The organism is Streptomyces sp. NPDC005820 (assembly GCF_040630255.1).
Lineage (GTDB): Bacteria > Actinomycetota > Actinomycetes > Streptomycetales > Streptomycetaceae > Streptomyces.
The window spans coordinates 167,983-191,856 of sequence record NZ_JBEXXE010000012.1 but is presented as its reverse complement, the minus strand read 5'-3'; the positions used below and the strand labels follow the sequence as shown (position 1 = coordinate 191,856).

20 protein-coding genes are annotated in these 23,874 nt (G+C 71.4%); 11 read left to right on the top strand and 9 right to left on the bottom strand.

The features are described from left to right. Positions 1 to 13 precede the first annotated feature (13 nt). The 5 genes from ABZ464_RS17265 to ABZ464_RS17245 all read right to left on the bottom strand — a co-directional run bounded on the left by ABZ464_RS17265 (position 14) and on the right by ABZ464_RS17245 (position 8,473). Positions 14 to 4,138 carry a trypsin-like peptidase domain-containing protein gene (locus ABZ464_RS17265; RefSeq protein WP_359277272.1) on the bottom strand — a complete coding sequence of 1,375 codons (4,125 nt, stop codon included), beginning with the start codon at positions 4,136 to 4,138 and terminating at the stop codon, positions 14 to 16. 5 nt (positions 4,139 to 4,143) lie between these two features. Then, complete coding sequence (locus ABZ464_RS17260) at positions 4,144 to 4,464, bottom strand: CU044_2847 family protein (RefSeq protein ID WP_359277269.1); 321 nt, start codon at positions 4,462 to 4,464, stop codon at positions 4,144 to 4,146. Positions 4,465 to 4,579: 115 nt separating this feature from the next. After that, positions 4,580 to 6,364, bottom strand: a complete 1,785-nt coding sequence (locus ABZ464_RS17255) for a glycoside hydrolase family 3 N-terminal domain-containing protein (RefSeq protein ID WP_359277266.1) — start codon at positions 6,362 to 6,364, stop codon at positions 4,580 to 4,582. A 252-nt stretch (positions 6,365 to 6,616) separates the two neighbouring features. Next, positions 6,617 to 7,483: a haloalkane dehalogenase gene (locus ABZ464_RS17250; protein ID WP_359277263.1), complete on the bottom strand. Its 867-nt coding sequence runs from the start codon at positions 7,481 to 7,483 to the stop codon at positions 6,617 to 6,619. A gap of 93 nt (positions 7,484 to 7,576) precedes the next feature. Next, positions 7,577 to 8,473: a LysR family transcriptional regulator gene (locus tag ABZ464_RS17245; RefSeq protein ID WP_359277424.1), complete on the bottom strand. Its 897-nt coding sequence runs from the start codon at positions 8,471 to 8,473 to the stop codon at positions 7,577 to 7,579. Positions 8,474 to 8,561: 88 nt separating this feature from the next. On the opposite strand from ABZ464_RS17245, the gene ABZ464_RS17240 reads away from it, so the two are divergent. Genes ABZ464_RS17240 through ABZ464_RS17230 form a run of 3 tightly spaced genes read left to right on the top strand, consistent with a single transcriptional unit; the run spans position 8,562 to position 11,405 of the window. Next, on the top strand, positions 8,562 to 9,527 hold the full coding sequence (locus ABZ464_RS17240; RefSeq protein ID WP_359277260.1) for an EamA family transporter: 966 nt from the start codon (positions 8,562 to 8,564) through the stop codon (positions 9,525 to 9,527). A gap of 4 nt (positions 9,528 to 9,531) precedes the next feature. Then, complete coding sequence (gene aroA / locus ABZ464_RS17235) at positions 9,532 to 10,767, top strand: 3-phosphoshikimate 1-carboxyvinyltransferase (protein WP_359277257.1); 1,236 nt, start codon at positions 9,532 to 9,534, stop codon at positions 10,765 to 10,767. Next, on the top strand, positions 10,764 to 11,405 hold the full coding sequence (locus ABZ464_RS17230; RefSeq protein ID WP_359277254.1) for a GNAT family protein: 642 nt from the start codon (positions 10,764 to 10,766) through the stop codon (positions 11,403 to 11,405). The genes aroA and ABZ464_RS17230 overlap by 4 nt, the downstream gene beginning before the upstream one ends. A gap of 86 nt (positions 11,406 to 11,491) precedes the next feature. On the opposite strand, the gene ABZ464_RS17225 is transcribed toward ABZ464_RS17230, so the two are convergent. The 3 genes from ABZ464_RS17225 to ABZ464_RS17215 form a co-directional block, all read right to left on the bottom strand. Then, positions 11,492 to 12,640, bottom strand: a complete 1,149-nt coding sequence (locus ABZ464_RS17225) for an ATP-binding cassette domain-containing protein (protein WP_359277251.1) — start codon at positions 12,638 to 12,640, stop codon at positions 11,492 to 11,494. Further along, positions 12,637 to 13,179, bottom strand: a complete 543-nt coding sequence (locus ABZ464_RS17220) for a PadR family transcriptional regulator (protein WP_359277248.1) — start codon at positions 13,177 to 13,179, stop codon at positions 12,637 to 12,639. The genes ABZ464_RS17225 and ABZ464_RS17220 overlap by 4 nt, the downstream gene beginning before the upstream one ends. A 90-nt stretch (positions 13,180 to 13,269) precedes the next feature. Next, positions 13,270 to 14,202 carry a LysR substrate-binding domain-containing protein gene (locus ABZ464_RS17215; RefSeq protein WP_359277245.1) on the bottom strand — a complete coding sequence of 311 codons (933 nt, stop codon included), beginning with the start codon at positions 14,200 to 14,202 and terminating at the stop codon, positions 13,270 to 13,272. A gap of 49 nt (positions 14,203 to 14,251) precedes the next feature. Between ABZ464_RS17215 and ABZ464_RS17210 the strand changes: the two genes are divergently transcribed. After that, positions 14,252 to 14,854 carry an alpha/beta hydrolase gene (locus ABZ464_RS17210; protein WP_359277242.1) on the top strand — a complete coding sequence of 201 codons (603 nt, stop codon included), beginning with the start codon at positions 14,252 to 14,254 and terminating at the stop codon, positions 14,852 to 14,854. Between the two features lie 169 nt (positions 14,855 to 15,023). Here ABZ464_RS17210 and ABZ464_RS17205 read toward each other — a convergent pair whose 3' ends face one another. Beyond that, a complete protein-coding gene (locus ABZ464_RS17205; protein WP_359277238.1) occupies positions 15,024 to 16,070 on the bottom strand; it encodes a LacI family DNA-binding transcriptional regulator in 1,047 nt (348 codons plus the stop codon). Positions 16,071 to 16,363: 293 nt separating this feature from the next. On the opposite strand from ABZ464_RS17205, the gene ABZ464_RS17200 reads away from it, so the two are divergent. The 7 genes from ABZ464_RS17200 to ABZ464_RS17170 all read left to right on the top strand — a co-directional run bounded on the left by ABZ464_RS17200 (position 16,364) and on the right by ABZ464_RS17170 (position 23,870). Continuing rightward, complete coding sequence (locus ABZ464_RS17200) at positions 16,364 to 17,515, top strand: Gfo/Idh/MocA family oxidoreductase (RefSeq protein ID WP_359277236.1); 1,152 nt, start codon at positions 16,364 to 16,366, stop codon at positions 17,513 to 17,515. After that, complete coding sequence (locus ABZ464_RS17195; RefSeq protein WP_359277233.1) at positions 17,512 to 18,666, top strand: dihydrodipicolinate synthase family protein; 1,155 nt, start codon at positions 17,512 to 17,514, stop codon at positions 18,664 to 18,666. Before ABZ464_RS17200 ends, ABZ464_RS17195 begins: the two co-directional genes overlap by 4 nt. A gap of 41 nt (positions 18,667 to 18,707) precedes the next feature. Then, positions 18,708 to 19,505, top strand: a complete 798-nt coding sequence (locus ABZ464_RS17190) for a sugar phosphate isomerase/epimerase family protein (RefSeq protein ID WP_359277421.1) — start codon at positions 18,708 to 18,710, stop codon at positions 19,503 to 19,505. 152 nt (positions 19,506 to 19,657) lie between these two features. Further along, positions 19,658 to 20,032, top strand: coding sequence for a DUF6507 family protein (locus ABZ464_RS17185; RefSeq protein ID WP_359277230.1), 375 nt, complete (start codon positions 19,658 to 19,660; stop codon positions 20,030 to 20,032). Beyond that, the gene (locus ABZ464_RS17180) at positions 20,029 to 22,506 is read left to right on the top strand and encodes a hypothetical protein (protein ID WP_359277227.1); all 2,478 of its coding nucleotides are present in this window, start codon (positions 20,029 to 20,031) and stop codon (positions 22,504 to 22,506) included. The genes ABZ464_RS17185 and ABZ464_RS17180 overlap by 4 nt, the downstream gene beginning before the upstream one ends. A gap of 15 nt (positions 22,507 to 22,521) precedes the next feature. Next, on the top strand, positions 22,522 to 23,388 hold the full coding sequence (locus ABZ464_RS17175; protein WP_359277224.1) for an immunity 49 family protein: 867 nt from the start codon (positions 22,522 to 22,524) through the stop codon (positions 23,386 to 23,388). After that, complete coding sequence (locus ABZ464_RS17170; protein ID WP_359277222.1) at positions 23,385 to 23,870, top strand: hypothetical protein; 486 nt, start codon at positions 23,385 to 23,387, stop codon at positions 23,868 to 23,870. Before ABZ464_RS17175 ends, ABZ464_RS17170 begins: the two co-directional genes overlap by 4 nt. Positions 23,871 to 23,874: the final 4 nt, after the last annotated feature.

Below are 23,874 nucleotides of genomic sequence, written 5' to 3'. Positions count from 1 at the left end.
TCCCCGCCGTCCTTCATCCGCTCGGGCAGACAGGGCCGACCGATGTGTCGGGGAGGTAGGCCGCGCGTTCGTCGGCCGTGAGGTCGCGGTGGACGAACCGGCAGATCTGCTCGACGGCTTCGGCGGGCTTCAGGGAGGTGGTGATGTTCCAGAGCTGGACGGTCGTGCCGGCAGTGGCGAGAGTACGGCCGTCGGGGCTGAACGCCAGCGACACCACGTCGGCGGCTGCCACGGGCAAGGTGTGGCCCTTGGCCCGGTCGGTGTCCCACAACTGCACCGTCTCAAAGCCGACCGTGGCGAGGGTGTGGCCGTTGGGGGCGTATGCCAGTGCGTAAAGCCCACTGGTGTCCGCGTTGAAGGCGCGGCGAAGTCTGCCGGTGGCCGCGTCCAAGAGCTGGACGACTCCGTTGTTTCCGGCGATGGCGAGGGTACGACCGTCAGGAGGGCTGAAGGCCAGCTCTCTCACCCCACTGGCGGGTCCGCTGACCATGGCGCGGGCCATGCGACGAGGGACGTCCCAGAACCACACGGCGGATTCGGTGCCGCCCGACGCGAGGGTGCGGCTGTCAGGGCTGAACGCGAGGGACCCCACGTCGGCGTTGTGCTTGGTGAGGACAGCGCGGCGCGCGCCGGAGACCGCGTCCCACAGGCGAACACTGTGGTCCTCCCCGCCGGACGCAAGGGTATGGCCGTCGGGGCTGAACGCCACCGCATACACCCGTTTCGTATGTCCAGTCAGCCTGGCTCGCGCTTTTCCCGTGGCTGTGTCCCACAAACGGACGGTGCGGTCATCACTGGCGGTGGCGAGGGTGCGGCCGTCCGGGCTGAAGGCCACGGCGTTCACCTCGCCGGTGTGGCCGGTGAGCTTGTAACGGGTCTTGCGGGTCGCCATGTCCCACAGACGCGCCGTGTTGTCGGCACTGGCGGTGGCGATGATGCGGCCGTTGGGGCTGAACCGCACCGAGTACAGCCCTTTGGTGTGCCCACTGAGTGTGGAGCGGCTGGTTCCGGCGGTCGCGTCCCACAGACGTACCGTCCTGTCGCTGCCCGCGGTGGCGAGGACGCGCCCGTTCGGACTGAACGCCGCGCCCAGCACGGTGCTGGAATGTCCGGCAAGGGTCGCGCGCGAAGATCCGGTGGCGGCGTCGCGCAACTGCACGGCCCCGTCGCCCGTGGCGCAGGTGGTGCCGTCCGGGCTGTAGACCAGCCAGGACACCCACTCGTCGAATGTCGTACGGACTTTGCCCGTGGTCGCGTCCCTCAACTGAGCGGTGCCGTCGGCGGTCGCCGTGGCGAGCGTGCGGCCGTCCCGGCTGAATGCCAGGGACACGACATCGTCCGAGAATCCGGTGAGTCCCATGCCGGGATTTCCCGTTCGCGGGTCCCACAGTCGCGCCGTCCTGCCGGCGCCGACCGTGGCGAGGGTGCGGCCGTCGCTGCTGAAGGCGACCAGACGCCTCGCGCCTGCCAGTGTCCTTCGGGTGTCTCCCGTGGCCGGGTCCAGCAGGTGCACGCCCCCGGAGTCGCCGACCGCCAGCGTGCTGCCGTCCGGGCTGTAGGCCAGCGACATCACGTTGCCCAGGTGCTCCTTGAGTTCGACGCGGGTTGTGCGCGTCGGCAGGTCCCACAGACGTACGGTCTTGTCCGCTCCGCCGGTGGCCAGGGTGCGGCCGTCCCTGCTGAAGGCCACGGCCGTCACCGCACCGGTGTGTCCCCTGAGTACGTGCAGGGGCTTCGCGGACTTCGGGTCCCAGAGCCGTACCGTCCCGTCCGCTCCGGCGGAGGCCAGCGTGGTGCCGTCCGGGCTGAAGGCCACGGCGTCCACTTCGCTCGAGTGCCCGGTCAGGCGGCGGTGCTTCGGCAGCGCCGCGGCGGCGCGCAGACTCTCGACAGCCTCGGAGGTGTGGTCGGTGCGGTACGCCTGCACGGCCAACAGCGAGGCCAGGTCGGGATTCGTGGAGCTGAGTTCGCTGGAATCGGCGGCAAGCTGCCGGGACCGTGCGGCCTGCCGCTCCGCGACGACCGTCCGCCATTGCCAGATCGCCCCGCCCACCGCCACCAACGCCAGCACCAGCAGCCCCGCCAGAACGGCGACCACGCGCCTGGTGCGCCGGATCGCCGCCCGCTGCTTCGCCCGGCTCGCCTCGAGGTACGCGCCGATCTCCGCCGGAAGCCTCCGCTTCCGCGACCACTCCAGACCTTCCGCCAGCGCGGTGCCGGCCAGCAGATCGCCCGGGTCCGTCTCGCTCGCCCAGTGGCCTTGTCGCTCACGTGTACGGTCCAACCACTCCTGGAAACGGTGGTCCTGCTCGACCCACTCCCGCAACGCGCCCCAGTCGCGGATGAGCGCCTCGTGAATCAGCTCGGCCACCGGTTCGCCGGGCGGCGCGTCGGGGTGCTGCGGGGGCCGAAGCGTCTGTGTGGTGATGATGCGACGGCGGGTGAGAGCGGCGATGACGGCATCCACCGCGGCCCTCTCCCCAGGGGACGACCGGCTCGGATCCGCCGCCAGGTCACGCAGTTCGTCGAGGGGAACCTGATTGCGGACGGCTGTGACGTTGTGCCGGGGGTCGGCGGGGTGCACCAGGGACGTCAGCGCACGCTGAGCGATGACCCGCTGCTCGGGCTCCAGCTCGTGCAGGGCACTCTCGCACCAGGTCGTCACGCTTCCGCTGACCGCCCCGATGCGCCGGTACGCCTCATGGGTGAGGAATCCGTCCTTCCGTCGGAGCCACAGCTGGCTGAGCGTCATCTCCAGCAGCGGCAGCACGGTGACCGGCGCCTGGCGGGTGAGGGACGCCTCCGGCGTGATGTCCAGGACGTCGCTGATGATCTGCTCGGGCAGCCCGGGCTGGAAGCGGAGACCCACGTCCAGGGCGGGCAGGACGATGATGTCGTGCAGATCCTGTTGGCTCAGGGTGCCCGGCACATTGAGCAGTCCGGGCATCGCCGCCTCCAGCAACCTCGGTGCCAGCGCGGCCAGTTGCGGATAGAAGTCGTCCCGCATGATCAGAATCACGGTGATCTTGGTGTAGGCGTCGGCTGCCGTGGTGACTTCGTCGATGAGGGCGAGCAGCTCCCTCAGCCGCCCGTTCGTCGTCTGCACCAGGAGCTCCTCGAACTGGTCGACGACCAGCAGGACGCGCTGGACCGCACGATCAGCCGCCAGCCTCCGGTTGACCGCCGCGACGATGCCGTCACTGCTCGCACCCGGCAATCCCGCCCGTTCGATCTCGGCGAGCATGTCCTGCCGGGGCCGCGCCAGCACAGCCAGCCATCGATCGCTCCCCGGTACCTCGCCCCGCGCCAACGCCCGCAACACACCCGCCTGGATCAGTGACGACTTGCCCGATCCGGACGGGCCCAGCAGCAGCGTCAGCCGTCGCTGCCGGCCCAGGTTCGCCACGACCTGGCGCACCGCCTCGGCCCGGCCCTGGAACCACCGCGCGTGCTCCGCCGTGAACGGCTCCAGCCCCCGGTACGGGCACACCTCGCGTTCCGCCAGTTCCGGCAGGATCTCGCGCAGGACCTGCGTCGGAGTCACGTACGCGACGCCCTGCCCCCGCTCGAACTCGTCCGGCGCCGCGATCTCCGTGAGCATGCCGATGACGAGGCCCGTCACCTCGTCGAGGACGGGCCCGCCGCTGAAACCGGTGGTGAGGTCGTTCGCGGCGGTCAGTTGCAGATGAGCGCTCCTGCCGTCCACACCGGGCAGCAGATCGCCGGCCACGCCGAAACCGAAGTGCCCCTCGGGTGGGGCCTGGGCGGGGAAGCCGAAGGAGCGGACCTGGTGGCCGCGGCAGCCCTCCGCCGAGCCCAGTGCCAAGGTCACGGCCCCGGCCGGTGTACCGCTCAGCCGGATGAACGCCACGTCCTCCGCCTCGGCGGCACGCCACTGCTCGCCCAGCACCTGGCCCTCGACTGCGTCGGCGCCCTCCACATGAGGGAAGGCCAGCAGAACCTGCGCCTCCGGCCCACCTCCGGCCGCTTGCACGACATGTGCGCAGGTGACCACGATGCCGTCGGCCACCAGAAAGCCCGCACCTGCCACCACTCCGTCCGGCCGGAGGATCTGGCCCACCGCGGCGAGCAGATCCGACTCGACACCGTCGGCCGACGGTGGTTCCGATCCGGTCACGGGGATCAGCCCCCGCTCTTCCAGGACACCGTCACCCGCAGGTGGCAACCCGCCTGGCTCTTGGTGATCACCGCCCCGGCCTCGAACGCGAGGTCGACCCCGAACTCGACCGTGATCTGGTCGGGCCGGGCCCTGCGCAGCTGCTCCAGGGTGACGCGGGCGGTTTCGGTGATCGGCTCCAGCGCGCCTTCCAAGGTCAGCGGCAGCTCGCGTACGGCGTCGCCGATCCGTCCGGCCTTCACCGGGCCTCCGTCCAGCAGACCCGGTTGCTCGACCAGAATGGAGCCGCCGCCGTCCAGCGGAATCCGTGTCAGAGGTGTCACCATGTCTCGCTCGCCTCCGCGTCGACGGATCGTCAGGGGTGTGACCAGCTTCCTTGGCCCTGGCATATGCCGCATGCCCAACTGGTCCGGACGCGTGAGACGGCAGGTACTCGGTACCTCAGTACGTCAGGCCGTGCCCCAAGGGATAGAGCACCCGCGCCGGGTCGTCCGCCCGCTGTACCGGCACCGGAAGCCTGCCCCTGGGGCGTGCCGTGCCCGCGATCACCCGGGCGGCGGCGCGGAGTTCGACGTCGGTCCAGGAGTAGGTGGCCAGGACGGCCGGTACGGACGGGAGGTGGGCGACGTCGTACGGGTTGCGGACGGCGACCGCCACCACCGGGCGGCCGGCCGCCGTCACGCGTTCGGCGAGGGTGCGCTGGGGGCTTGCGGCGGTGACGTTGTAGGTCGCCACGACGACCGCGTCCGCCTCGGCCGCCGCCGCCACCGCCCGTTCGATCGTCTCGGCGGACGGGTCCGTACCGGTGGACAGGGCCGTCGCCGTGAAGCCGAGAGCGGTGAGGGCGCTGGCCAGGACCGTGGTGGGCGGGCCCGTGGTGCCGGAGGGGGAGGCCGGGTCGGCGCCCAGGACCAGGAGGCGGGGGTGCGCGCGGGGCGAGAGGGGGAGCAGCGGGCCCTCGTCGACCAGCAGGGTCGTCGTCCGTGCGGCGATCCGGTCGGCCTCGGCCAGGTGCTCGGGGCGGCCCACCAGGCGGCCCACGGCGTCGGGATCGGCGTACGGCTCGGCGAACAGCCCCAGCTTCTCCTTCAGCCGCAGGATCCGCAGCACGGAGGCGTCGAGGCGCTCCTCGGTGAGTTCCCCGTCCTGCACGGCCTTCAGGACCGCGCCGACGGCGAGGGCGAGGTCGGGCGGGTCGAGGAGCTGGTCCACGCCGGCCTTGAGGGCGAGCACGGGGACGCGGTCGTCGCCGTACTTGGTGCGGACGCCCGCCATGCCGAGCGCGTCGGTGACCACGACCCCGTCGTAGCCGAGGCGTTCGCGCAGGATGCCGGTGAGGATGGGTCGGGAGAGGGTGGCCGGGTCGCCGGAGGCGTCGAGGGCGGGGACCAGGAGGTGCCCGGTCATGATCGCGTCGACGCCGGCCGCGATCGCCGCGCGGAAGGGGGCCGCGTCCAGGCGCTCCCAGACCTCGCGGGTGTGGGTGATGACCGGGAAGCCGGTGTGGCTGTCGACGGCGGTGTCCCCGTGCCCCGGGAAGTGCTTGGCGGTGGCCGCGACCCCGGCGGCCTGATAGCCCCTCACCTCCTCGGCCACCAGGGCGGCAACGGCCTCCGGGTCGGCGCCGAAGGAGCGGACGCCGATGACCGGGTTGGCCGGGTTCACGTTCACGTCGGCCACGGGGGAGTAGTTCTGCCGAACGCCCATCGCGCGCAGTTCACCGCCCGCGATCCGGCCGAGGGTGCGGGCGTCGGCCGTGGAGTCGATCGCGCCGAGGGCCATCGCGCCCGGGAAGAGGGTGGCCGGACCGCCGATCCGGCAGACGATGCCGTGCTCCTGGTCGGTGGAGATCAGCACGGGTACGCCGCGCGGCTGTTGGAGCGCGGCCCGCTGGATGCCGTCGGAGAGCTCGGCGATCTGGCGCGGGTCGCGGGTGTTGTGCGCCCAGGTGAAGTAGATGATCCCGCCGACGCGGTACTTCGCGACCAGCTCGGCGGCGGTGCGGACACCGAGTTCCTTCAGGTTGGCGTCGATGTCGGCCTGGTCCGGGGCGGTCGCCGAGTGGCCGTACACACGGGCCACGAACAGCTGGCCGACCTTCTCCGCCAGGGTCATCCGGGACAGCAGGGCGGCCGGGCGGCCCTCGTCGGCCTGGGCCGTGCCGCCGACGGCGAGCGCCGCGGTGACGCCCGCGCCGGCGGCGAGGACGGTACGTCGGGAGGGCATGGGGGCGCTCCTTCGCGGGGTGGGGGGCTGGGGCGCACGCTACCCGCGGTGGGGCCGCCATCGGCGCATTGGAGGGGGGCGCGCCGATGACGGCATGGCCGTCGGCCGCGGTGCGGCGGAGAGGGTGGGTCGGCGATCGCGGCCAGTGGCGAGGGCCGACACCGCACCGAGGAGACTCTTCCGGCGGCTTGCGGCTTGGACGAGCGGGGAGAGGCACCGGTTCCCGTACCGCACGCAGGCCCGGTCCCCCCGTCACGCGCCCCGCAGACCGCGCCGGTCCGCCCAGGCGGACACCGCCGCCGCGATCTCGGCGGGCCGGTCCTCCGTCGCGTGGTGTCCGGCGGGGCCGCAGGCCACCGTCTCCAGCGCGGCGATGTTCCGGGCGCACCAGTCGGCGGTCTCCGGCCCGACGAGCAGGGTGGGCGAGCCCTCGAAGGTGAGCAGCAGCTTCGGTACGTCCTCGCTCTTCGCGAGCCAGGCGTCGTACGCCTCGATGCGTGCGACGAGTGCGGCCGGTTCGCCGCCGAGCGGCATCTGCCGGGCCCAGGACAGCAGTGGACGGCGGCTCTCGCGGGTGGGGTACGGCGCGAGGTAGGCCGCCAGGTCGGTGGGGGAGGCCGGGGTGAGGACGCCGCCGGAGTAGGCCTGCCGTACGAAGAGGTTCTCGTCGAGCATCGCCTCGCCCGCCGACGAACGGATCGTCTCCGCCCGCGCCCGGGCCTGTGGTGTCAGCTCGTCCCAGGCCAGCGGCTTGACGAAGGTCTCGAAGAAGGCGAGCCCGCGCACCCGCTCCGGGTGCCGCGCGGCCCAGTCGAAGGCGAGGGCGCCGCCCCAGTCGTGACCGACCAGCACCACCCGGTCCAGGCCGAGCGCGTCGAACCAGGCGTCGAGGTGACGGGCGTGGTCGTCGAAGAGGTACGGGAGGTCGGGCTTGCCGGAGCGGCCCATGCCGATGAGGTCGGGCGCGAGGAGGCGGCCCGCGCCGATGCCGGGGAGGACCCGGCGCCAGGTGTGCGAGGAGGAGGGGTTGCCGTGCAGGAACACGAAGGCGGTCCCGTCGGCTCCGGAGCCGGTCTCCTCGTGGTGGAGGAACGAGTCGAGCACGGGTGTCGTAGGCATGCTCGATACATTACATAGATATTATGTCCATGGCTACTAAATCCATGGCTACTAAATGGCCCCGGGAGGCCATGCCTGCTGTGGCCGCTGTGCCTATCCCGGCCACCGCTCCCGCAGCACCCGCACCGTCTCCGCGATCGCCGGCCGCCGGGCCGCCCCCGTGCGCCACAGCGCGTACAGCCGCCGTACGGGCATCGGGTCGAGCGGGACCTCCACGACCCCCGCCGGCAGGGGGCCCCGGCCCAGTCGGGGGATGAGGGCGACGCCGAGGCCGGCGGCGACCAGGGCGACCAGGGTCGGGTTCTCCTCCGCCGTGTGGACGACGTCCGGCTCATGGCCGGCCGCGCGCAGGGTGCGTACCAGCCAGTCGTGGCAGACCCGCCCGGGCGGCTGGCAGATCCACCGCTCGCCGCCCAGCTCCTCCCGCCGTACGGCCGTACGCCCCGCGAAGGGATGGCCCGCCGGGACCAGCAGATCGCACAGGTCGTCCCCGATCACCGCCTGCTCGACACCCGCCGGGGCGGGCAGCGGGGCGATGTCCCAGTCGTGCGCGACCGCGAGGTCCACCGCCCCCTTCGCGACCAGGTCCACCGACAGATGCGGGTCGACCTCGCAGAGCCGGGCGTCCAGCGCGGGGTGGGCGCGGGCGAGTTCGGCGAGGACGGAGGGCAGCAGACCGCGCGCCGCCGACGGGAACGCGGCGATGTCCAGCCGCCCGGCCGGCACCCCGCGCCGCTCCTCCAGCTCGGTCTCGGCCCGCTCCACGATGGCCATCAACTCCTTCGCCGTGGCGGCGAGTTGAAGTGCCTCGTCGGTGAGGCGGATGCCCCGGCCCTCCCGCTCCAGCAGGACCGTGCGGGTCTCCCGTTCCAGTTTGGCGATCTGCTGGGAGACGGCGGACGGCGTGTAGCCGAGCGCGGCGGCGGCGGCGCCGACGGTGCCGTGGACGGAGACGGCGTGCAGGGCGCGCAGGCGCTGGAGATCGAGCACCGGAGAGTCCAATCGGTAGCGTTCCTTCACCCCACCATGCAGGAAACATCGCTGGTGCTTCACGGTCGGGGCGGGTGATCCTCGACGCATGCGCCCAGCCCATCTCGCCCTCGCCGTCCTCGTCGCCGCCGTCTGGGGCGTCAACTTCACCGTCATCGAGATCGGTCTCGGCCACTTCCCGCCCCTGCTCTTCTCGGCCCTGCGGTTCCTGGTCGCGGCCCTGCCGGCGGTCTTCCTCGTGGGCCGGCCCACGGTGGCGTGGAAGTGGATCGTGGCGGTGGGGCTGGTGCTGGGCGTGGCGAAGTTCGGGCTGCTCTTCGTCTCGATGGACACGGGCATGCCGGCCGGCCTGTCCTCCCTGGTGCTCCAGATCCAGGCGGTGTTCACGGCGGCCATCGCCTTCGCCGTCCTCGGGGAGCGGCCCACCCGGCTGCGGATCCTGGGCATGCTGATCGCCCTCGCCGGGATCGGGGTCGCGGCCGTCGACGAGGGCTCCTCGGGCCCGCTCGGCGCCTTCGCCCTGTGCGTCGCGGCGGCGGCCTGCTGGGGCACCTCCAACGTCCTCACCCGCAAGGCATCCCCGCCCGACGCCCTGAACTTCATGGTCTGGGTGAGCACCGTCCCGGTCCTGCCGCTGCTGGCCCTCTCCCTCCTCACCGAGGGGCCGGGCCGGGACTACGACGCCCTGCGCGCCCTCGACTGGCAGGGCGCCGGCACGGTCGTGTACGTCGCCTGGGTCACCACCGTCTTCGGCTTCGGCGCCTGGGGCCTGCTGCTGCGCCGGTACCCCGCGTCCACCGTCGCCCCCTTCACCCTCCTGGTCCCCGTCTTCGGCATGTCGTCGGCGGCCCTGTTCCTCGGCGAGCCGATCAGCGGCCTGCGCTGGGGCGCGGCGGCCCTCCTGGTGGGCGGGGTGGCCCTGACGTCCCTGGCGCCGGCGCGGGCGCGGGCGGGGGCGGGGACGGCGGCCGGGACGACGTCACCGGCGGCCGCCCCGTCGGCGGTCCATCTCGTGGACTTGCCCCCGTCGGAGGGGGCGCGCACGGGATCATGAGGGCATGGCCCTCGTCGACATCCCCGGTTCCAAGTCCATCACCGCCCGTGCCCTGTTCCTCGCGGCCGCCGCCGACGGTGTCACCACCCTGCAGCGGCCCCTGCGTTCGGACGACACGGAGGGCTTCGCCGAAGGGCTGGTCCGGCTCGGCTACCGCGTCGGCCGCACCCCCGACAGCTGGCAGGTCGACGGCCGCCCCCAGGGCCCCGCCGTCGCCGAGGCCGACGTCTACTGCCGGGACGGCGCGACGACCGCCCGCTTCCTGCCCACCCTCGCCGCCGCCGGCCACGGCACCTACCGCTTCGACGCCTCGCCCCAGATGCGCCGCCGCCCCCTGCTCCCGCTCACCCGCGCCCTGCGCGACCTCGGTGTGGACCTGCGGCACGAGGAGGCGGAGGGCCACCACCCGCTCACCGTCACCGCGCACGGCGTCGAGGGCGGCGAGGTGGTGCTGGACGCCGGCCAGTCCTCCCAGTACCTGACCGCCCTCCTCCTGCTCGGCCCGCTCACCCGCACCGGCCTGCGCATCACCGTCACCGACCTGGTCTCCGTGCCGTACGTGGAGATCACGATCGCGATGATGCGGTCCTTCGGCGTGGAGGTGCGCCGCGAGGGCACCGCCTACGTCGTCCCGCCGGGCGGCTACCGCGCCACCACGTACGCGATCGAACCCGACGCCTCCACCTCCAGCTACTTCTTCGCCGCCGCCGCGCTCACCGGCGGCGAGGTCACCGTGGCCGGCCTCGGCGAGGGCGCGCTCCAGGGCGACCTGGGCTTCGTGGAGGTGCTGCGGCGGATGGGCGCGCTGGTGGAGGTCGGCGCGGACCGTACGACGGTGAAGGGCACCGGCGAACTCCACGGCGTCACCGTCAACATGCGGGACATCTCCGACACCATGCCGACCCTCGCCGCGATCGCCCCGTTCGCCTCGGGACCGGTGCGCATCGAGGACGTGGCGAACACCCGCGTCAAGGAGTGCGACCGCCTCGACGCCTGCGCGGAGAACCTGCGCCGGCTCGGCGTGGACGTGGCGACCGGCGAGGACTGGATCGAGATCCGGCCCGGCACGCCCCGGGGCGCCGACATCAAGACGTACGGCGACCACCGCATCGTCATGTCCTTCGCGGTGACGGGTCTGCGCACCCCCGGAATCTCGTTCGACGACCCGGGCTGCGTCCGCAAGACTTTCCCGGGTTTCCACGAGGCGTTCGCACGGTTGAAGGGGGAGATCGGCGGGTGAGTTTCCGACTGCGGGGCCCGGTGCTGCAGGGCGCGCTGGTGCGGCTGGAGCCGCTGGAGCGGCGGCACGCGGGGGAGTTGGCGGTGGCGGCGGAGGAGAACCGGGGTACGTACGCGTTCACCTGGGTGCCGCGAGCACACGAGGTCGACGCCTACATCGACGCCCAGCTCGGCCGCGCCGCCACCGGCCTCCTCGCGCCCTACGTACAGGTGTCCCTCGCCTCCGGGCAGGTGGTCGGAGCCACCTCGTACTGGGAGCCGCGCTGCTGGCGCTCGGAGGACCGCGTGGACGCCGTGGAGGTGGGCTTCACCTGGCTCGCGGCCTCCGCACAGGGCACCGGGGTGAACGCGGAGGCCAAACTCCTCCTGTTCCGCCACGCCTTCGAGGAATGGGGCGTCTCCCGCGTCGACCTCAAGACCGACGCCCGCAACGAACGCTCCCGCGCGGCCATCGAGAGCGTGGGCGCCCGCTTCGAGGGCGTCCTGCGCAACTGGTCCCGCTCCTGGGCCCCCGGCGAGGACGGCCGCCTCCGCGACTCCGCGATCTTCGCGATCACGGCGGAGGAATGGCCCGCGCGGCGGGAGGCGCTGGAGCGCCGGGTGGCGAGATTCCTGGGGGCAGCCGGGAGCGCCTCATGACGACCGCCCCGAGCACCCACCCTCCCGTACCCGTCCGGTCGTGAGCGGGTGCGGTACGGGAAATCCCCCGCCGTTCGCCGAGTCCGTCAGACGGGTTCGGTGTCGAGGGTGCGTCCGGCCGGGCCGCGGGTGTGGGTCCATGCGGGCAGGGCGGTCAGCGCTCCGGCTGCCGACAGGATGACGAGTGCGGCGGTGAGCAGCCACGATCCCGGGGGCGCGGCCTGCGTGCCGAAGAGCCAGTACAGGCCGAGCCCGGCCGGAATACCCGCCGCCACCGCGGGCACGGCCGGCAGGAGTTGCGCGGTGCACAGCGCCGCGACGACCTGGCCGGGGGTGGCGCCGAGGGTACGGGTGATGGTCAGGGTGTGCCGGGCCTGCACGGCGGTGCTCCAGCCGAGGAGCACCGTGTTGAGCGTGGACAGTGCCACCAGCGCGAGCGTGACGGCGAGCAGCACCTGGCCGGTCTGGTCGGTCCGCACCTGGAGGGGGCCGTACCGCAGGGAGGCGGGGGCCGCGTCGAGTTCGGCGTGGAAGGTGAGCAGCGCGGTGATCATGAGGGTGGTGGCGGCCGTGCCGGCGGAGGCCAGGGCGGCGCGGCCGGGCCGACCGGTGAGCAGCCGGATGCCGAGCAGCAGCGACGTGGGCAGATACGCCGTCACGGTGTTCAGGCGCCGGTGGTGCGTGAGCCCGTGAGCGGGGTCGGACAGGGCGTGGACGGTGGTGGTGCGGTCGGCGAGCCCGACCTGGTCGAGGAGCTCGGCGGCACGGATACGGGCGGTGCGCGGCGAGGCGCCGGCGAGCAGCGCGGGCAGCTCGACGTTCTGCGCCGCGCTCAGCTCGGGCATCAGGTGGTAGGACTGGAAGACGAATCCCACGGCGCGGCGCCGCAGCCGGGCCAGTGCCCGTTCGCCGAGCCGGTCGCTACGCCGCCCGCCGAGCCACACCTCGCCCTCGGTGGGCCGGTCGAGACCGCCGAGGAGCTGCAGCAGCGTGGACTTGCCGCAGCCGCTGGGCCCGGTCACCGCGAGCGTCTGTCCGGCGGGAACATCGAGGTCGACCTCGTCGACGGCCCACACCAGACTCTCGTCGGCCCCGTAGGTGCGCGTCAGGCCGGCCGCCCGCAGCACCGGACCGGCCACCTCATCGGGGCCGGGGCCTGCCGGTCCCGCGCCCGGGCTGTCCTCCGTACCCGTCCGCCGCAACCAGCGCCCGACCCGCCGACCGTCCCTCGTCATCCGTCTCCCATGCCTTTCCCCCGCGGGGTGCGGGCGGACCAGAGCCGCCCGCATGCCTCCAGCCAGCGAAGATCGGCCTGCATCCGGAGCGCGATGCCCTCCAGGAGCAGCCCGGCTTCCGAGTCCGTGTCGTGAGCGAGGGCGGCGTGCTGGGCCTCGGCGAGGCCGCGTAACAGCTCCCGCCGCCGCGCGTCCACGAGCGAGAGCGGATCGGCCAGACCCGACTCGGCGGCGGCCACCAGCTTCAGATGGAACTCCGTCATGTCCGCTTTGGGCCCGGCGCTCTCGGCCATCCATGTGGCCACCCGCTCCTGCCCGGCCGCGGTCAGCGCGTACACCTTGCGCCGGGGGCCGCGCACCGGCGCGTCCTCCCGGTCCTGGACGACGAGTCCCGCTTTTTCCAGCCGGGTGAGCGTCACATAGATCTGCCCCGCGTTCAGCGTCTCCCCCAAGGGGCCGAGCGCCGCTGCCAACCGCCTGCGCAGGTCATACCCGTGCGACGGCTCTTTGGCCAGCAGCGCCAGCACCACGTCCTGCACGGACCACCCTCCTCTGGGACCCCTCAATAGATAGCGGTTAGCTAAAAGGGCGTCAAACCGGCCCCGTCGGCGCTCGTGACCCGACACTCCTCAGCCGAGGCCGGCGGCCGCCGCCCGAAGCTCCTCCCGTACGGCACCCAGCACCGGATCCCCCTCGGCCCCCGCCCGTACGGCGACGAAGACGTTCCGCGACGGCGGCACGCCCTCGGCGGGGCGGAGCAGGGGTGAGGGGTGGGGGTGGAGGGACCGCACCAGGCGCGGTACGAGCGCCACCCCGGCCCCCGCCTCGACCAGGGCGGCCAGCGCGGCCCAGTCGCCGACGGAGTGCCGGATGTCGGGCGTGAAGCCGGCCGCCGCGCAGACCGAACGGGTCACCGCGCCGCAGCAGCTCGCCGCGTCGCCGACGATCCAGACGTCCTTCGCCAGCTCCCGCAGGGGTACGGCGGCGCGGTCCGCGAGGGGATGGCCGGGCGGGAGGGCGACGTCGAGGACATCGGTGAGGAGGTCCTCGCGGCTGTAGCGGGGGTCGGTGTGCGGGGGAGTGGCGGCGAAGTCGACGGCCACGGCGACATCGAGCTGCCCGGCGTCGAGCGCGGTGAACAGATCCGGCGGCTCCGCCTCCACGATGTCCACCCGCAGCTGTGGCAGCCGCTCCCGCAGGGCTCGCAGCGCGGTGGGCAGCAGCCCCAGGATGGCGCTGGAGAAACAGCCGACGGTCACCGTGCCCCGGCCGCCGTCGGTGTACGCCGCGAGATCGGCGCGGGCCCGCTCCAGCTGGGCGGCGATGACGTCGGCGTGGGAGAGCAGGACCCGGGCCTGGCCGGTGAGCCGTACGCCCCTGCCGTCGCGTTCGGTGAGAGGGACGCCCAGGTCACGGGCGAGGGTGGCGAGTTGCTGGGAGACCGCCGAGGGGGTGAGGTGCAGGGCCTGGGCGGTCCGCGCGACGCTGCCGCGGCGCTGGAGTTCGCGCAGGACGGTGAGGCGGCGCAGATCAATGGTGAAGGCAGTGCTTAACGGTTCCACCGCAGAAGATTAACTGGACCTGCCGGTTGGGGGAGGTCAGGATCAACACATGCCCACCACACCCGCACTTTCCGTATTGATCCTTCACGGCTGGCAGAACCACCGCCCCGAGGCTCACTGGCAGCACTGGCTGGCGGACCGCCTGACCGCCCTGGGCCACCCCGTCACGTACCCCCGGCTCCCCGACCCGGACACCCCGTCCCTGGAGACGTGGCTGACCGAACTGGAAGGGTTCCTGGCCGGCTTCGACCCCACGGCCACCGAACGGATCGTGATCGCCCACAGCCTGTCCGCGGTCCTCTGGCTGCACGCCGCCGCCCGCGAGCTCCCCGGCGTGACCGCCCCGGACCGCGTCCTCCTGGTCGCCCCGCCCTCGGCCTCCGTGGTCCGAAGCCACCCGGAGATCGCGGAATTCACACCCCCACCCCTGACCGGCCTCCCCCTCCCCACCCCCACCCACCTGGTGGCCGGCGACAACGACCCGTACCTCCCGGAGGGCGTCCAACAGGCCTACGGCACCCCCCTGGGCCTCACGGCGGAACTCCTCCCCGGAGCAGCCCACCTGGACCTGGACGCGGGCTACGGCCCCTGGCCGTCGGTACTGGAGTGGTGTCAGAACCCGGAGACGCGGCTCAGGGCGCGGGGGGAGTAGGGCTGATGCGTGGGGGCTTGGGACGGTGATTTCTCGGCGCAGGGCCGGCCAAATCAGCCCGTCCGGCGTTTGAGGACGAGGCCCGTTCAGGGCCGAAGCGGGGGTCCGGGGGCGGCAGCCCCCGGAGACGGTCGCCCCGACACACCTCACGCATCCGGCAGAGGGCGCCCTACACCCGCGGCACCCCGGAGGACCCCCGCACCATCAACTCCCCCCGCACCGTGGCGATCCCCCCGGGCGGCGGCTCCTCCCGCCCCATCGCGATCCGCCCCGCCCGAGCCCCCGCCTCCGCCAACGGCAACCGCACCGTCGTAAGCGAAGGCACCGCGTCGATGCTGAACGGCAGATCGTCGAACCCGGCCACCGACACGTCCTCGGGAATCCGCAGCCCGGAGTCCCGCAAAGCCGCACACGCGCCGAGCGCGACGGAGTCGTTCGCGGCGACCACCGCGGTCAGACTCGGGTCCCGCCGCAGCAGCTCCAGCGTCGCCTCGTACCCCGCCCGCCGGTCGTACCGCCCGTGCACGGTCCACCGCGGATCCTCCTCGATCCCCGCCGCCGCCAGCGCGGCCCGGTGCCCCTCCAGCCGGTGCCGGGTCGTCGTCCGCTCCTCGGGACCGGCGATGTACCCGAGCCGCCGGTGCCCGAGCCCGATGAGGTGCTCGGTGAGCTCCCGCCCGCCGCCGCGGTTGTCGAAGGTGAGCGCGATCGCCGAGGTGTCCGGCGCCGGCGGCCGCCCGCACAGCACGATCCGCGTCCCCGCCTCCCCCAGCTTGCGCAGCTTCGCCGCCATCGCCGCCGCGTGCGGCTCGTTCTCCATGGCCCCGCCGGTCAGCACGACGGCCGCCGCCCGCTGCCGTTGCAGCAGCGTCAGATAGGTCAGCTCCCGCTCGGGCGAGCCCCCGGTGTTGCAGACCACCGCCAGCCGCTCGCCCCCGGCGCGCCCGCCGGGTCCCCCGATCTCCCCCTGGATCGCGCTGGCCATGATCCCGAAGAAGGGGTCGGCGATGTCGTTGACCAGGATCCCCACCAGGTCGGAGGTCGCCGCCGCGAGCGCGCTCGCGGGCCCGTTCAGCACATAGTCCAGCTCGTCCACGGCCCGCAGCACCCGCTCACGGGTGGTTGCGGCGACGGGATAGTTCCCGTTCAGCACGCGCGACACCGTCGCAGGCGATACCTGCGCGCGGGCCGCCACGTCCGCCAGGGTCACCGTCATCTCGTCGTCCTCCGGTCACGCATCTCGTCGTACGTCCCCATACGTCCACGTACTCATACGTCCACGTAAGACAGGCCGGCCGCGGTCGCGGTTCCTGGCGTGTCCGTGCAGACCCTAAGGCCACAACCCCCTCTTGTTCGCCCCCTCGAACAACTCGGGATGGACACGGTCTTGTCCGGACCACTGGTCAGAGGCTAGCTTGACCTCATATAGAAAGCGCTTGCTGTAACGCTGATCAGGAAGAGGCGTACGCGGCGCACACCACCGCGTACTACGCCTACGAAGGGACCGACGTGACACGCAAGACGGTGCGTATCGCCATGAACGGCGTGACGGGGCGCATGGGCTACCGCCAGCACCTCGTCCGCTCCATCCTCGCCCTGCGCGAACAGGGCGGCCTCGACCTCGGCGACGGCACCGTGCTGTGGCCGGAACCGATCCTCGTCGGCCGCCGCGAGCACGCCCTGAAGGCGCTCGCCGAGCAGCACGGCCTGGAGCACTGGGCGACGGACGTCGACGAGGTCCTCGCCGACCCGACCGTCGACATCTACTTCGACGCCCAGGTGACCTCCGCCCGCGAGGAGGCGCTCAAGAAGGCGATCGCCGCGGGCAAGCACATCTACACCGAGAAGCCGACGGCCACCGGCCTCGACGGCGCCCTGGAGCTCGCCCGCCTCGCGAACGCGGCCGGCATCAAGCACGGCGTCGTCCAGGACAAGCTGTTCCTCCCCGGCCTGCTCAAGCTGAAGCGCCTGATCGACGGCGGCTTCTTCGGCCGGATCCTGTCCATCCGCGGCGAGTTCGGCTACTGGGTCTTCGAGGGCGACTGGCAGACCGCCCAGCGCCCCTCCTGGAACTACCGCGCCGAGGACGGCGGCGGCATCGTCGTCGACATGTTCCCGCACTGGGAGTACGTCCTGCACGAGCTGTTCGGCCGGGTGAAGTCCGTCCAGGCCCTCACCGCCACCCACATCCCGCAGCGCTGGGACGAGAGCGACAAGCCCTACGACGCGACGGCCGACGACGCGGCGTACGGCGTCTTCGAGCTCGACGGCGGCGCCATCGCCCAGATCAACTCCTCCTGGGCCGTCCGCGTCAACCGCGACGAACTCGTCGAGTTCCAGGTCGACGGCACCGAGGGCTCCGCGGTCGCCGGGCTGCGCAACTGCCGGGTCCAGCACCGCAGCGCCACCCCCAAGCCGGTCTGGAACCCGGACATCCCGGCCACCTACTCCTTCCGCGACCAGTGGCAGGAGATCCCGGACAACGGCGACTTCGACAACGGCTTCAAGGCCCAGTGGGAGCTGTTCCTCAAGCACGTCTACGCCGACGCCCCCTACCACTGGGACCTCCTCGCCGGCGCCCGCGGCGTCCAGCTCGCCGAGCTGGGCCTGAAGTCCTCGGCCGAGGGCCGCCGCCTCGACGTCCCGGAGATCTCGCTGTGACCATCCAGCTGCCCGCCCCCGACGGCACACTGCGGACGTACGACCCCCGCCAGGAGCCCCTGGCCGTCACCCCCGGCACCCCCTTCACCTCCCGTACGGTCTACTCGGCGGCGCACGTCGTCGCCGACCCCTTCGCGGACACCACCCCCGATTCACCGGCCGCCGTCGACTGGGACGCCACCCTCGCCTTCCGCCGCCACCTGTGGTCGCACGGGCTCGGCGTCGCCGAGGCGATGGACACCGCCCAGCGCGGCATGGGCCTGGACTGGGCGGGCGCGGCCGAGCTGATCCGCCGCAGCGCCGCCGAGGCGAAGGCGGTCGGCGGCCGCATCGCCTGCGGCGTGGGCACCGACCAGCTCACCGGCCCGGCGTCGCTCGCCGAGGTCCGCACGGCGTACGAGGAGCAGCTCGCCCTCGTCGAGGCCGCCGGCGCCCAGACGATCCTGATGGCCTCCCGCGCCCTGGCCGCGGCCGCCTCCGGCCCCGAGGACTACCTCGAGGTCTACGGCCACCTCCTGCGCCAGGCCGCCGAGCCGGTGATCCTGCACTGGCTGGGCCCGATGTTCGACCCGGCGCTGGAGGGCTACTGGGGCTCGTCCGACCTGGACGCGGCGACGGACACCTTCCTGGAGGTCATCGCCGCGCACCCCGACAAGGTCGACGGCATCAAGGTCTCCCTGCTGGACGCCGGGCGCGAGATCGACATCCGCCGCCGGCTCCCGCAGGGCGTGCGCTGCTACACCGGCGACGACTTCAACTACCCCGAGCTGATCGCGGGCGACGAGCAGGGCTTCAGCCACGCCCTGCTCGGCATCTTCGACCCGCTGGGCCCGCTGGCGGCGGAGGCGGTACGGCTCCTGGACACCGGCGACAAGGCCGGCTTCAGGGGACTGCTCGACCCCACGGTCGAACTCTCCCGCCACCTCTTCCAGACCCCCACCCGCTTCTACAAGACGGGCGTGGTGTTCCTGGCCTGGCTGGCGGGCCACCAGTCCCACTTCACGATGGTCGGCGGCCTGCAGTCGGCCCGCAGCCTCCCGCACTTCGCCCGCGCCTACGAACTCGCCGACGGCCTGGGCCTGTTCCCCGACCCGAAGCTGGCGGAGGACCGCATGAAGACCCTCCTGGCCCTGTACGGAGTCCCCCAGTGACCGCCACCCCGTCCTCCCTCTCCCGCTTCTCCATCAACCAGATGACGGTGAAGCAGCTGTCGATGCCCGAACTGGTGGACACCTGCTTGGAGTTGGGTGTCCCCGGGGTGGGCCTGTGGCGCGAGCCGGTCCAGACGTACGGCCTGGAGCCCACCGCCAAGCTGATCCGCGACGCGGGCCTGACGGTCACCACCCTCTGCCGCGGCGGCTTCTTCACGGCGATCGACCCCGCCGAACGCGCCAAGGCCCTGGACGACAACCGCCGGGCGGTCGAGGAGGCGGCCACCCTCGGCACCGAGGTCCTGGTCCTGGTCTCCGGCGGCCTCCCGCCCGGCTCCAAGGACCTGCACGGCGCGCGCGAACGCATCGCGGACGCCCTGTCGGTCCTGGGCCCTTACGCCGAACAGCACGGCGTCCGCCTGGCCATCGAACCCCTCCACCCCATGTACGCCGCCGACCGCTGCGTGGTCTCCACCCTCACCCAGGCCCTGGACCTCGCGGAACGCTTCCCGGCCCACCAGGTCGGCGTGACGGTCGACACGTACCACATCTGGTGGGACGACCAGGCTCCCGCCCAGATCGCCCGCGCGGGCGCCTCGGGCCGTATCCACACCTTCCAACTGGCCGACTGGACGACCCCCCTCCCGGAGGGCGTCCTCAACGGCCGCGGCCAGATCGGCGACGGCGCGATCGACATGCGCGAGTGGCAGGCGTACGTCGAGCAGGCCGGCTACACGGGCCCCATCGAGGTCGAACTCTTCAACGACGGCCTGTGGGCGCGCGACGGCCGCGAGGTCCTGGCGGAGACGGCGGAGAGGTTCGTCCAGCACACGCTCTGACCCCGGACCCACCGGACCACATGGACGGCTGACGCACGGCCGCCGGATGTCGAAAAACATCCGGCGGCCGTCTGACGTCCCGTCGCTTTGCAACTGCTCATGCGATAATACGTTCGACGTTCTGTGTGATGGACGGGCAACGGGGGAGCAGAGTGACGGGCTGGGACATAGACGTCGCCGGGGTGCGCGGCGTTCTGCGGAACACCGGCACGGCGGCGAAGGCGCTGTCGGACACGGGTCAGGCGATGCAGGGCAACCTGGAGGAGGCGGCCTCGGCGGCGGGGACGCTCACCAGCCAGTACGGCCCGTACAGCAGCACGGCAGGCCTGGTGGGCGCGGCGCTGGCGGAGTTCCTGAACCACTGGAGCCGTGACCTGCTCTATCTGGCCGAACGCACCTCCAAGTCGCTGAACGGCGCCGCGGAGGCCACGGCCCACTACGCCGAGGGCGACCTGACGATGGCGGCCACGGCCCAGCGGGAGGCGGCGAAGGAGCCGAAGGTCGACCTGCCGGGGGCGGGCAAGTGAGCGACGGGGCAACGCTGATCGACCCGTCCGGCATACCGCACTTCATCGGGGACCTGTCCACCCTGGACACGGACGTGATGTTGCTGACCGCGAACGCGGCCCAGTTCCGGGCGTCGGGCGCGGACGTCCACACCACGTTCCAGAACCTCTCCGCCGTCTACCGCACCCCTGACGCGGCCGACCTGCTCTCCTCCACCCAGCCGGTGAAGGCGAAGGCGGACGGTTTCGCCGACGACCTGGAGAAGGTCGCGTCGGCGCTGTCGGACTACAGCGCGGAAGTCCAGCCGCTGATCGACAGACTGGCAACCCTGAAGACGGACGCCACAGTGTTCGTTGATTCACTCTCCGGGGACGACGACTGGCGCAAGGACCAGGACAAGGTCGACCGCAACAACGAACTCTGGCGGGACGTCAACCACACGGTGGCGGCCTTCCAAGCGGCCGAGCGGACCTGCCACAACAAGATCACCGCGCTGGTCGGCGGCTCGAAGATCACCGTGGACGACGGCTCGCACGGCGACCACATGTACGGCTACCGGGCCGAGGACCTCGACCACGCGCCGGAGACCCCGTGGGGCGCCCCGGCCGAGCGGGAGTACGAGGGCTGGGACTGGCTGACCCACCAGGCCGGCCAGGTCTGGGACGGCATCTGGACCGACGGCGTGATGGCCACGATCCACGGCGTGGGCACCCTGTTCGGCGCCGACGGCTCGGACGCGGCGGGCCAGGCCTGGAAGGGCCTGGCCCAACTCGCCACGGCATCCGCCCTCACCAGCGCCACGCTGGGCACCTGGTGGCTCCTGCCGGAGGACAAACTCCCCTCCTGGCTCCGCGAGTCCCGCACCGCCTACAAACAGACCGTCAAGGGATTCGTCGCCTGGGACACCTGGAAGACCAACCCGTCCCGTGCGGCGGGCGCCGTGGGCTTCAACGTGCTGACCCTGCTGGGCACGGAGGGCACGGGCGCGGCGGCCAAGACGGGGGCCACGGCCCGCGCCCTGTCGACGGCAAGCAGGATCGGCCGGGCCATCGACCCGATGACGTACGCCGGCAAGGCGGGCACCTTCGCCTTCACCAAGGTCGGCGACACCTTCCGCACCCTGAAAAACCTCCACTCGGGCACCACCCTCGACCTCCTGGAACGAGCGGACGCCCTCCGCTCGCCCAAGATCCCCGACAACGCGATCCCCTACCTCGACGACGCCACAGGCAAGCTCGTGTACCTGACCGACGAGGGCCACCTCCTCAACGCGGACGGGACTCTTCACCAGCACGTCTCCAAGGCGCAGGTCGAGCCCTCGGCCGCCGAGCGGAGTGCCTCACCTGTGGCAGGAGTCCGTGAGTCCGAACTTGTCGGCGCCCACGCAGGGAGGAACTCCGTCACTGACACGGGCCGGGCGGCCGAGCATGTCGCGGAGAACGGCGCACGGGACTTTGGGCAACACCCAGGTGTCGGCGAGAATCCCCCGGCGGCCGGGAGTGGCACAGCGCACGGTTCGGGGGGCGGGTCCGGAACGGACAGGAGCACTGGGTCCGGTTCGGGTCCCGATCGCCCGGACGGCGATGGTACCCAGGGTGAGCGACAGGAACGAGAGCCGAGTACGGAGGAGCGCAAGGCCATCCAGGACGAGCATGTCCGGAAGGCCAACGAAGATCCTGAGTGGTTCAAGGAACACTACGACACTCTCGGACGGCGACGGCCCAACATCGGGCTGGTGGACGGAGTGGAGCTCCCTCAACTCGCGAAGGACCCTCAGGGCCGCTGGGTGGCCAAGCACAACTTGCCGAGCGGCCCGTCCGAAGTCAGGTTCGGCTCGAAGCCGCTTCCGCGAGGCACCGCACCGGACGAGGTCTTGCCGAGTCTCGACAGGAGGGTCGCGGACCGTCAGGCCTATCGGGAGCTCATGAACGCGCAGAGGGCGTTCGACAAGACGCCGTCTGCAGCGAACCAACAGGTCCTTGCCGCTGCGCAGGAGGCGTATGCCAGACAGCTTGGTGACGTGCCTCCGAACAGCAAGATCCCCGAGAGACTGGGGGAGGATGCCTCCAGACTCCACGCGATTCGGCACGAGTTCCCGGATGCCGAGCCGGTCGAGCTCCCGAAGACTGCCAACGGAGCCGACATGTTCGACGGGGCATACAGGCTCGGGGACGACAGAATCCTGATCGTCGAGGACAAGGCACCCGGAAACGACCTTGACTGGCGACAGGGACGCGCCGACCCGGAGGACCCCGTACAACCGCATCTCGGTGACGACGGTGGCGCGGCGGGTATGCGGGTGAAGCAGGGTACGTATATGTACCTGCGAACCATCCTGGCCGAGATGACGAAACGTGGCGATGTCGATGCTGAACTCGCCAGTGAGTTCCGTGCCGCACTCAAAGCGGGGAAGCTTCAGTACGTCCTGGTCAAGGTGAGGGACCCGGACGGTTCCCTCTATGCTGGCGTTATAGTGGAGCACTTGAGGGTCTGATGAGAAGAGAGGCACGTGGTCATCCGCATTCCTAGGCACGACTTCCCTGTGGACAACGTGGCCAAGGCCATGGCGCCCATCACTCAAATCACCGACGAAGCGCTTTCTGAACTCGAAACATCCGAATTCGACCGTTTCGATGCGCTGGATAATTCGCTCACCGTTGCCAAGTGGAACTGTGTTACGGATCCCTCGGCGGAGGAATTCTCCACGTGGGAGGCCTGGGTCACCGCGATGCAGGTAGGATCGGGGCTTTTCATCTCGGGAACGGCCACGGAAGGCCCCGTACCCTGCCGTATAGGGAGTAAAGGTGAGGTCAAATACCTCCCGGCAACCGGGCCTCAGGAATATCTGCACGCCGGGAATTGGGTCACTGCCTATTACCTGGCTGTGATCTGTCGGGAGAACGAACGACTGGACAAACTTGCCCGCGTTCCCGTCTCGTTTCTGCGGGCATCCGGAGCGGAATTTGACGAGTACATCTACGCATGGGTGGAAACCCTGCAGAATGCCTGGTTCGGTCGCCCCGAGACCTGGAACACCCTGGTCGCCGCGATCAACGCCACAGACCCAGCGGCCCCCCATATCGCCAGTGCCGAACTCATGCTGAAGATTCTCTATCCGCCGCTGGAGATCTTTCACCGTTACCAACGGCAAGAATCGGAACCGTTCAACGCTGCCCTGGCGGAAGGAATCACCTGGCATCGCGAATACTGGACCGACAACAAGGCGCGCTCGAAAAGCGGCGAAGGCCTCGTGGCTCTGGGGCCACTGGCCATCGCCTGCATGGCGTTCGACGCGGACATCGCGGTCGATGTCGAATCCGAGTACGTGCCCAAGCATCTCTTGGAGCGTACGTGGGTGGGAGAGTTCCCGACGTGACCGAGCGAGGGGCGCGAGACGCTGGGCCGGAGACGCTGGACGAAACAGCCGTGAAGCATCTCGCCGAGGAAGGGCGTCGAGCCATGATTGATGTGGCAGACATGCTCGGCGTGCCTCCCGATGTCTATACACGTGACCCGTTGAGTCTCATTCCGGCTCTGCAGGACTGGGTTTCCCGCGCGCCGCTTGACGAATTTGAGCAGTCCGACTGGATCACACTCCACGCCGACCTGGTGTGTTACCTCGCCGACATCCTCATCCAGAGGTTCGGAGCACGGTGGGCTGTCGAACACGATTCCGCCAGCCCTCGCGGATATCGCTATGTCATCGAAGCCATCGGGCGTGACGGACAGACTCGTCAGATCGACCCCGCTGAGATTGTGCGCATGGAATTCGCCGCTCTTCCGATCGAGATCGTCCGAATGCTGGCCACCGCAGAACTCAACCTGGGGCTGGCCTCGCAGCTGGCACAGGACGAATAGCGCT

What these genes read in the sequence shown, in the direction of transcription:
- ABZ464_RS17255 (WP_359277266.1), bottom strand. Translation starts at nt 6,364, where the DNA reads ATGCCCTCCCGACGTACCGTCCTCGCCGCCGGCGCGGGCGTCACCGCG.
- ABZ464_RS17205 (WP_359277238.1), bottom strand. Translation starts at nt 16,070, where the DNA reads ATGACGGTGACCCTGGCGGACGTGGCGGCCCGCGCGCAGGTATCGCCT.
- aroA (WP_359277257.1), top strand. Translation starts at nt 9,532, where the DNA reads ATGGCCCTCGTCGACATCCCCGGTTCCAAGTCCATCACCGCCCGTGCC.
- ABZ464_RS17190 (WP_359277421.1), top strand. Translation starts at nt 18,708, where the DNA reads ATGACGGTGAAGCAGCTGTCGATGCCCGAACTGGTGGACACCTGCTTG.
- ABZ464_RS17225 (WP_359277251.1), bottom strand. Translation starts at nt 12,640, where the DNA reads ATGACGAGGGACGGTCGGCGGGTCGGGCGCTGGTTGCGGCGGACGGGT.
- ABZ464_RS17260 (WP_359277269.1), bottom strand. Translation starts at nt 4,464, where the DNA reads ATGGTGACACCTCTGACACGGATTCCGCTGGACGGCGGCGGCTCCATT.
- ABZ464_RS17240 (WP_359277260.1), top strand. Translation starts at nt 8,562, where the DNA reads ATGCGCCCAGCCCATCTCGCCCTCGCCGTCCTCGTCGCCGCCGTCTGG.
- ABZ464_RS17250 (WP_359277263.1), bottom strand. Translation starts at nt 7,483, where the DNA reads ATGCCTACGACACCCGTGCTCGACTCGTTCCTCCACCACGAGGAGACC.
- ABZ464_RS17210 (WP_359277242.1), top strand. Translation starts at nt 14,252, where the DNA reads ATGCCCACCACACCCGCACTTTCCGTATTGATCCTTCACGGCTGGCAG.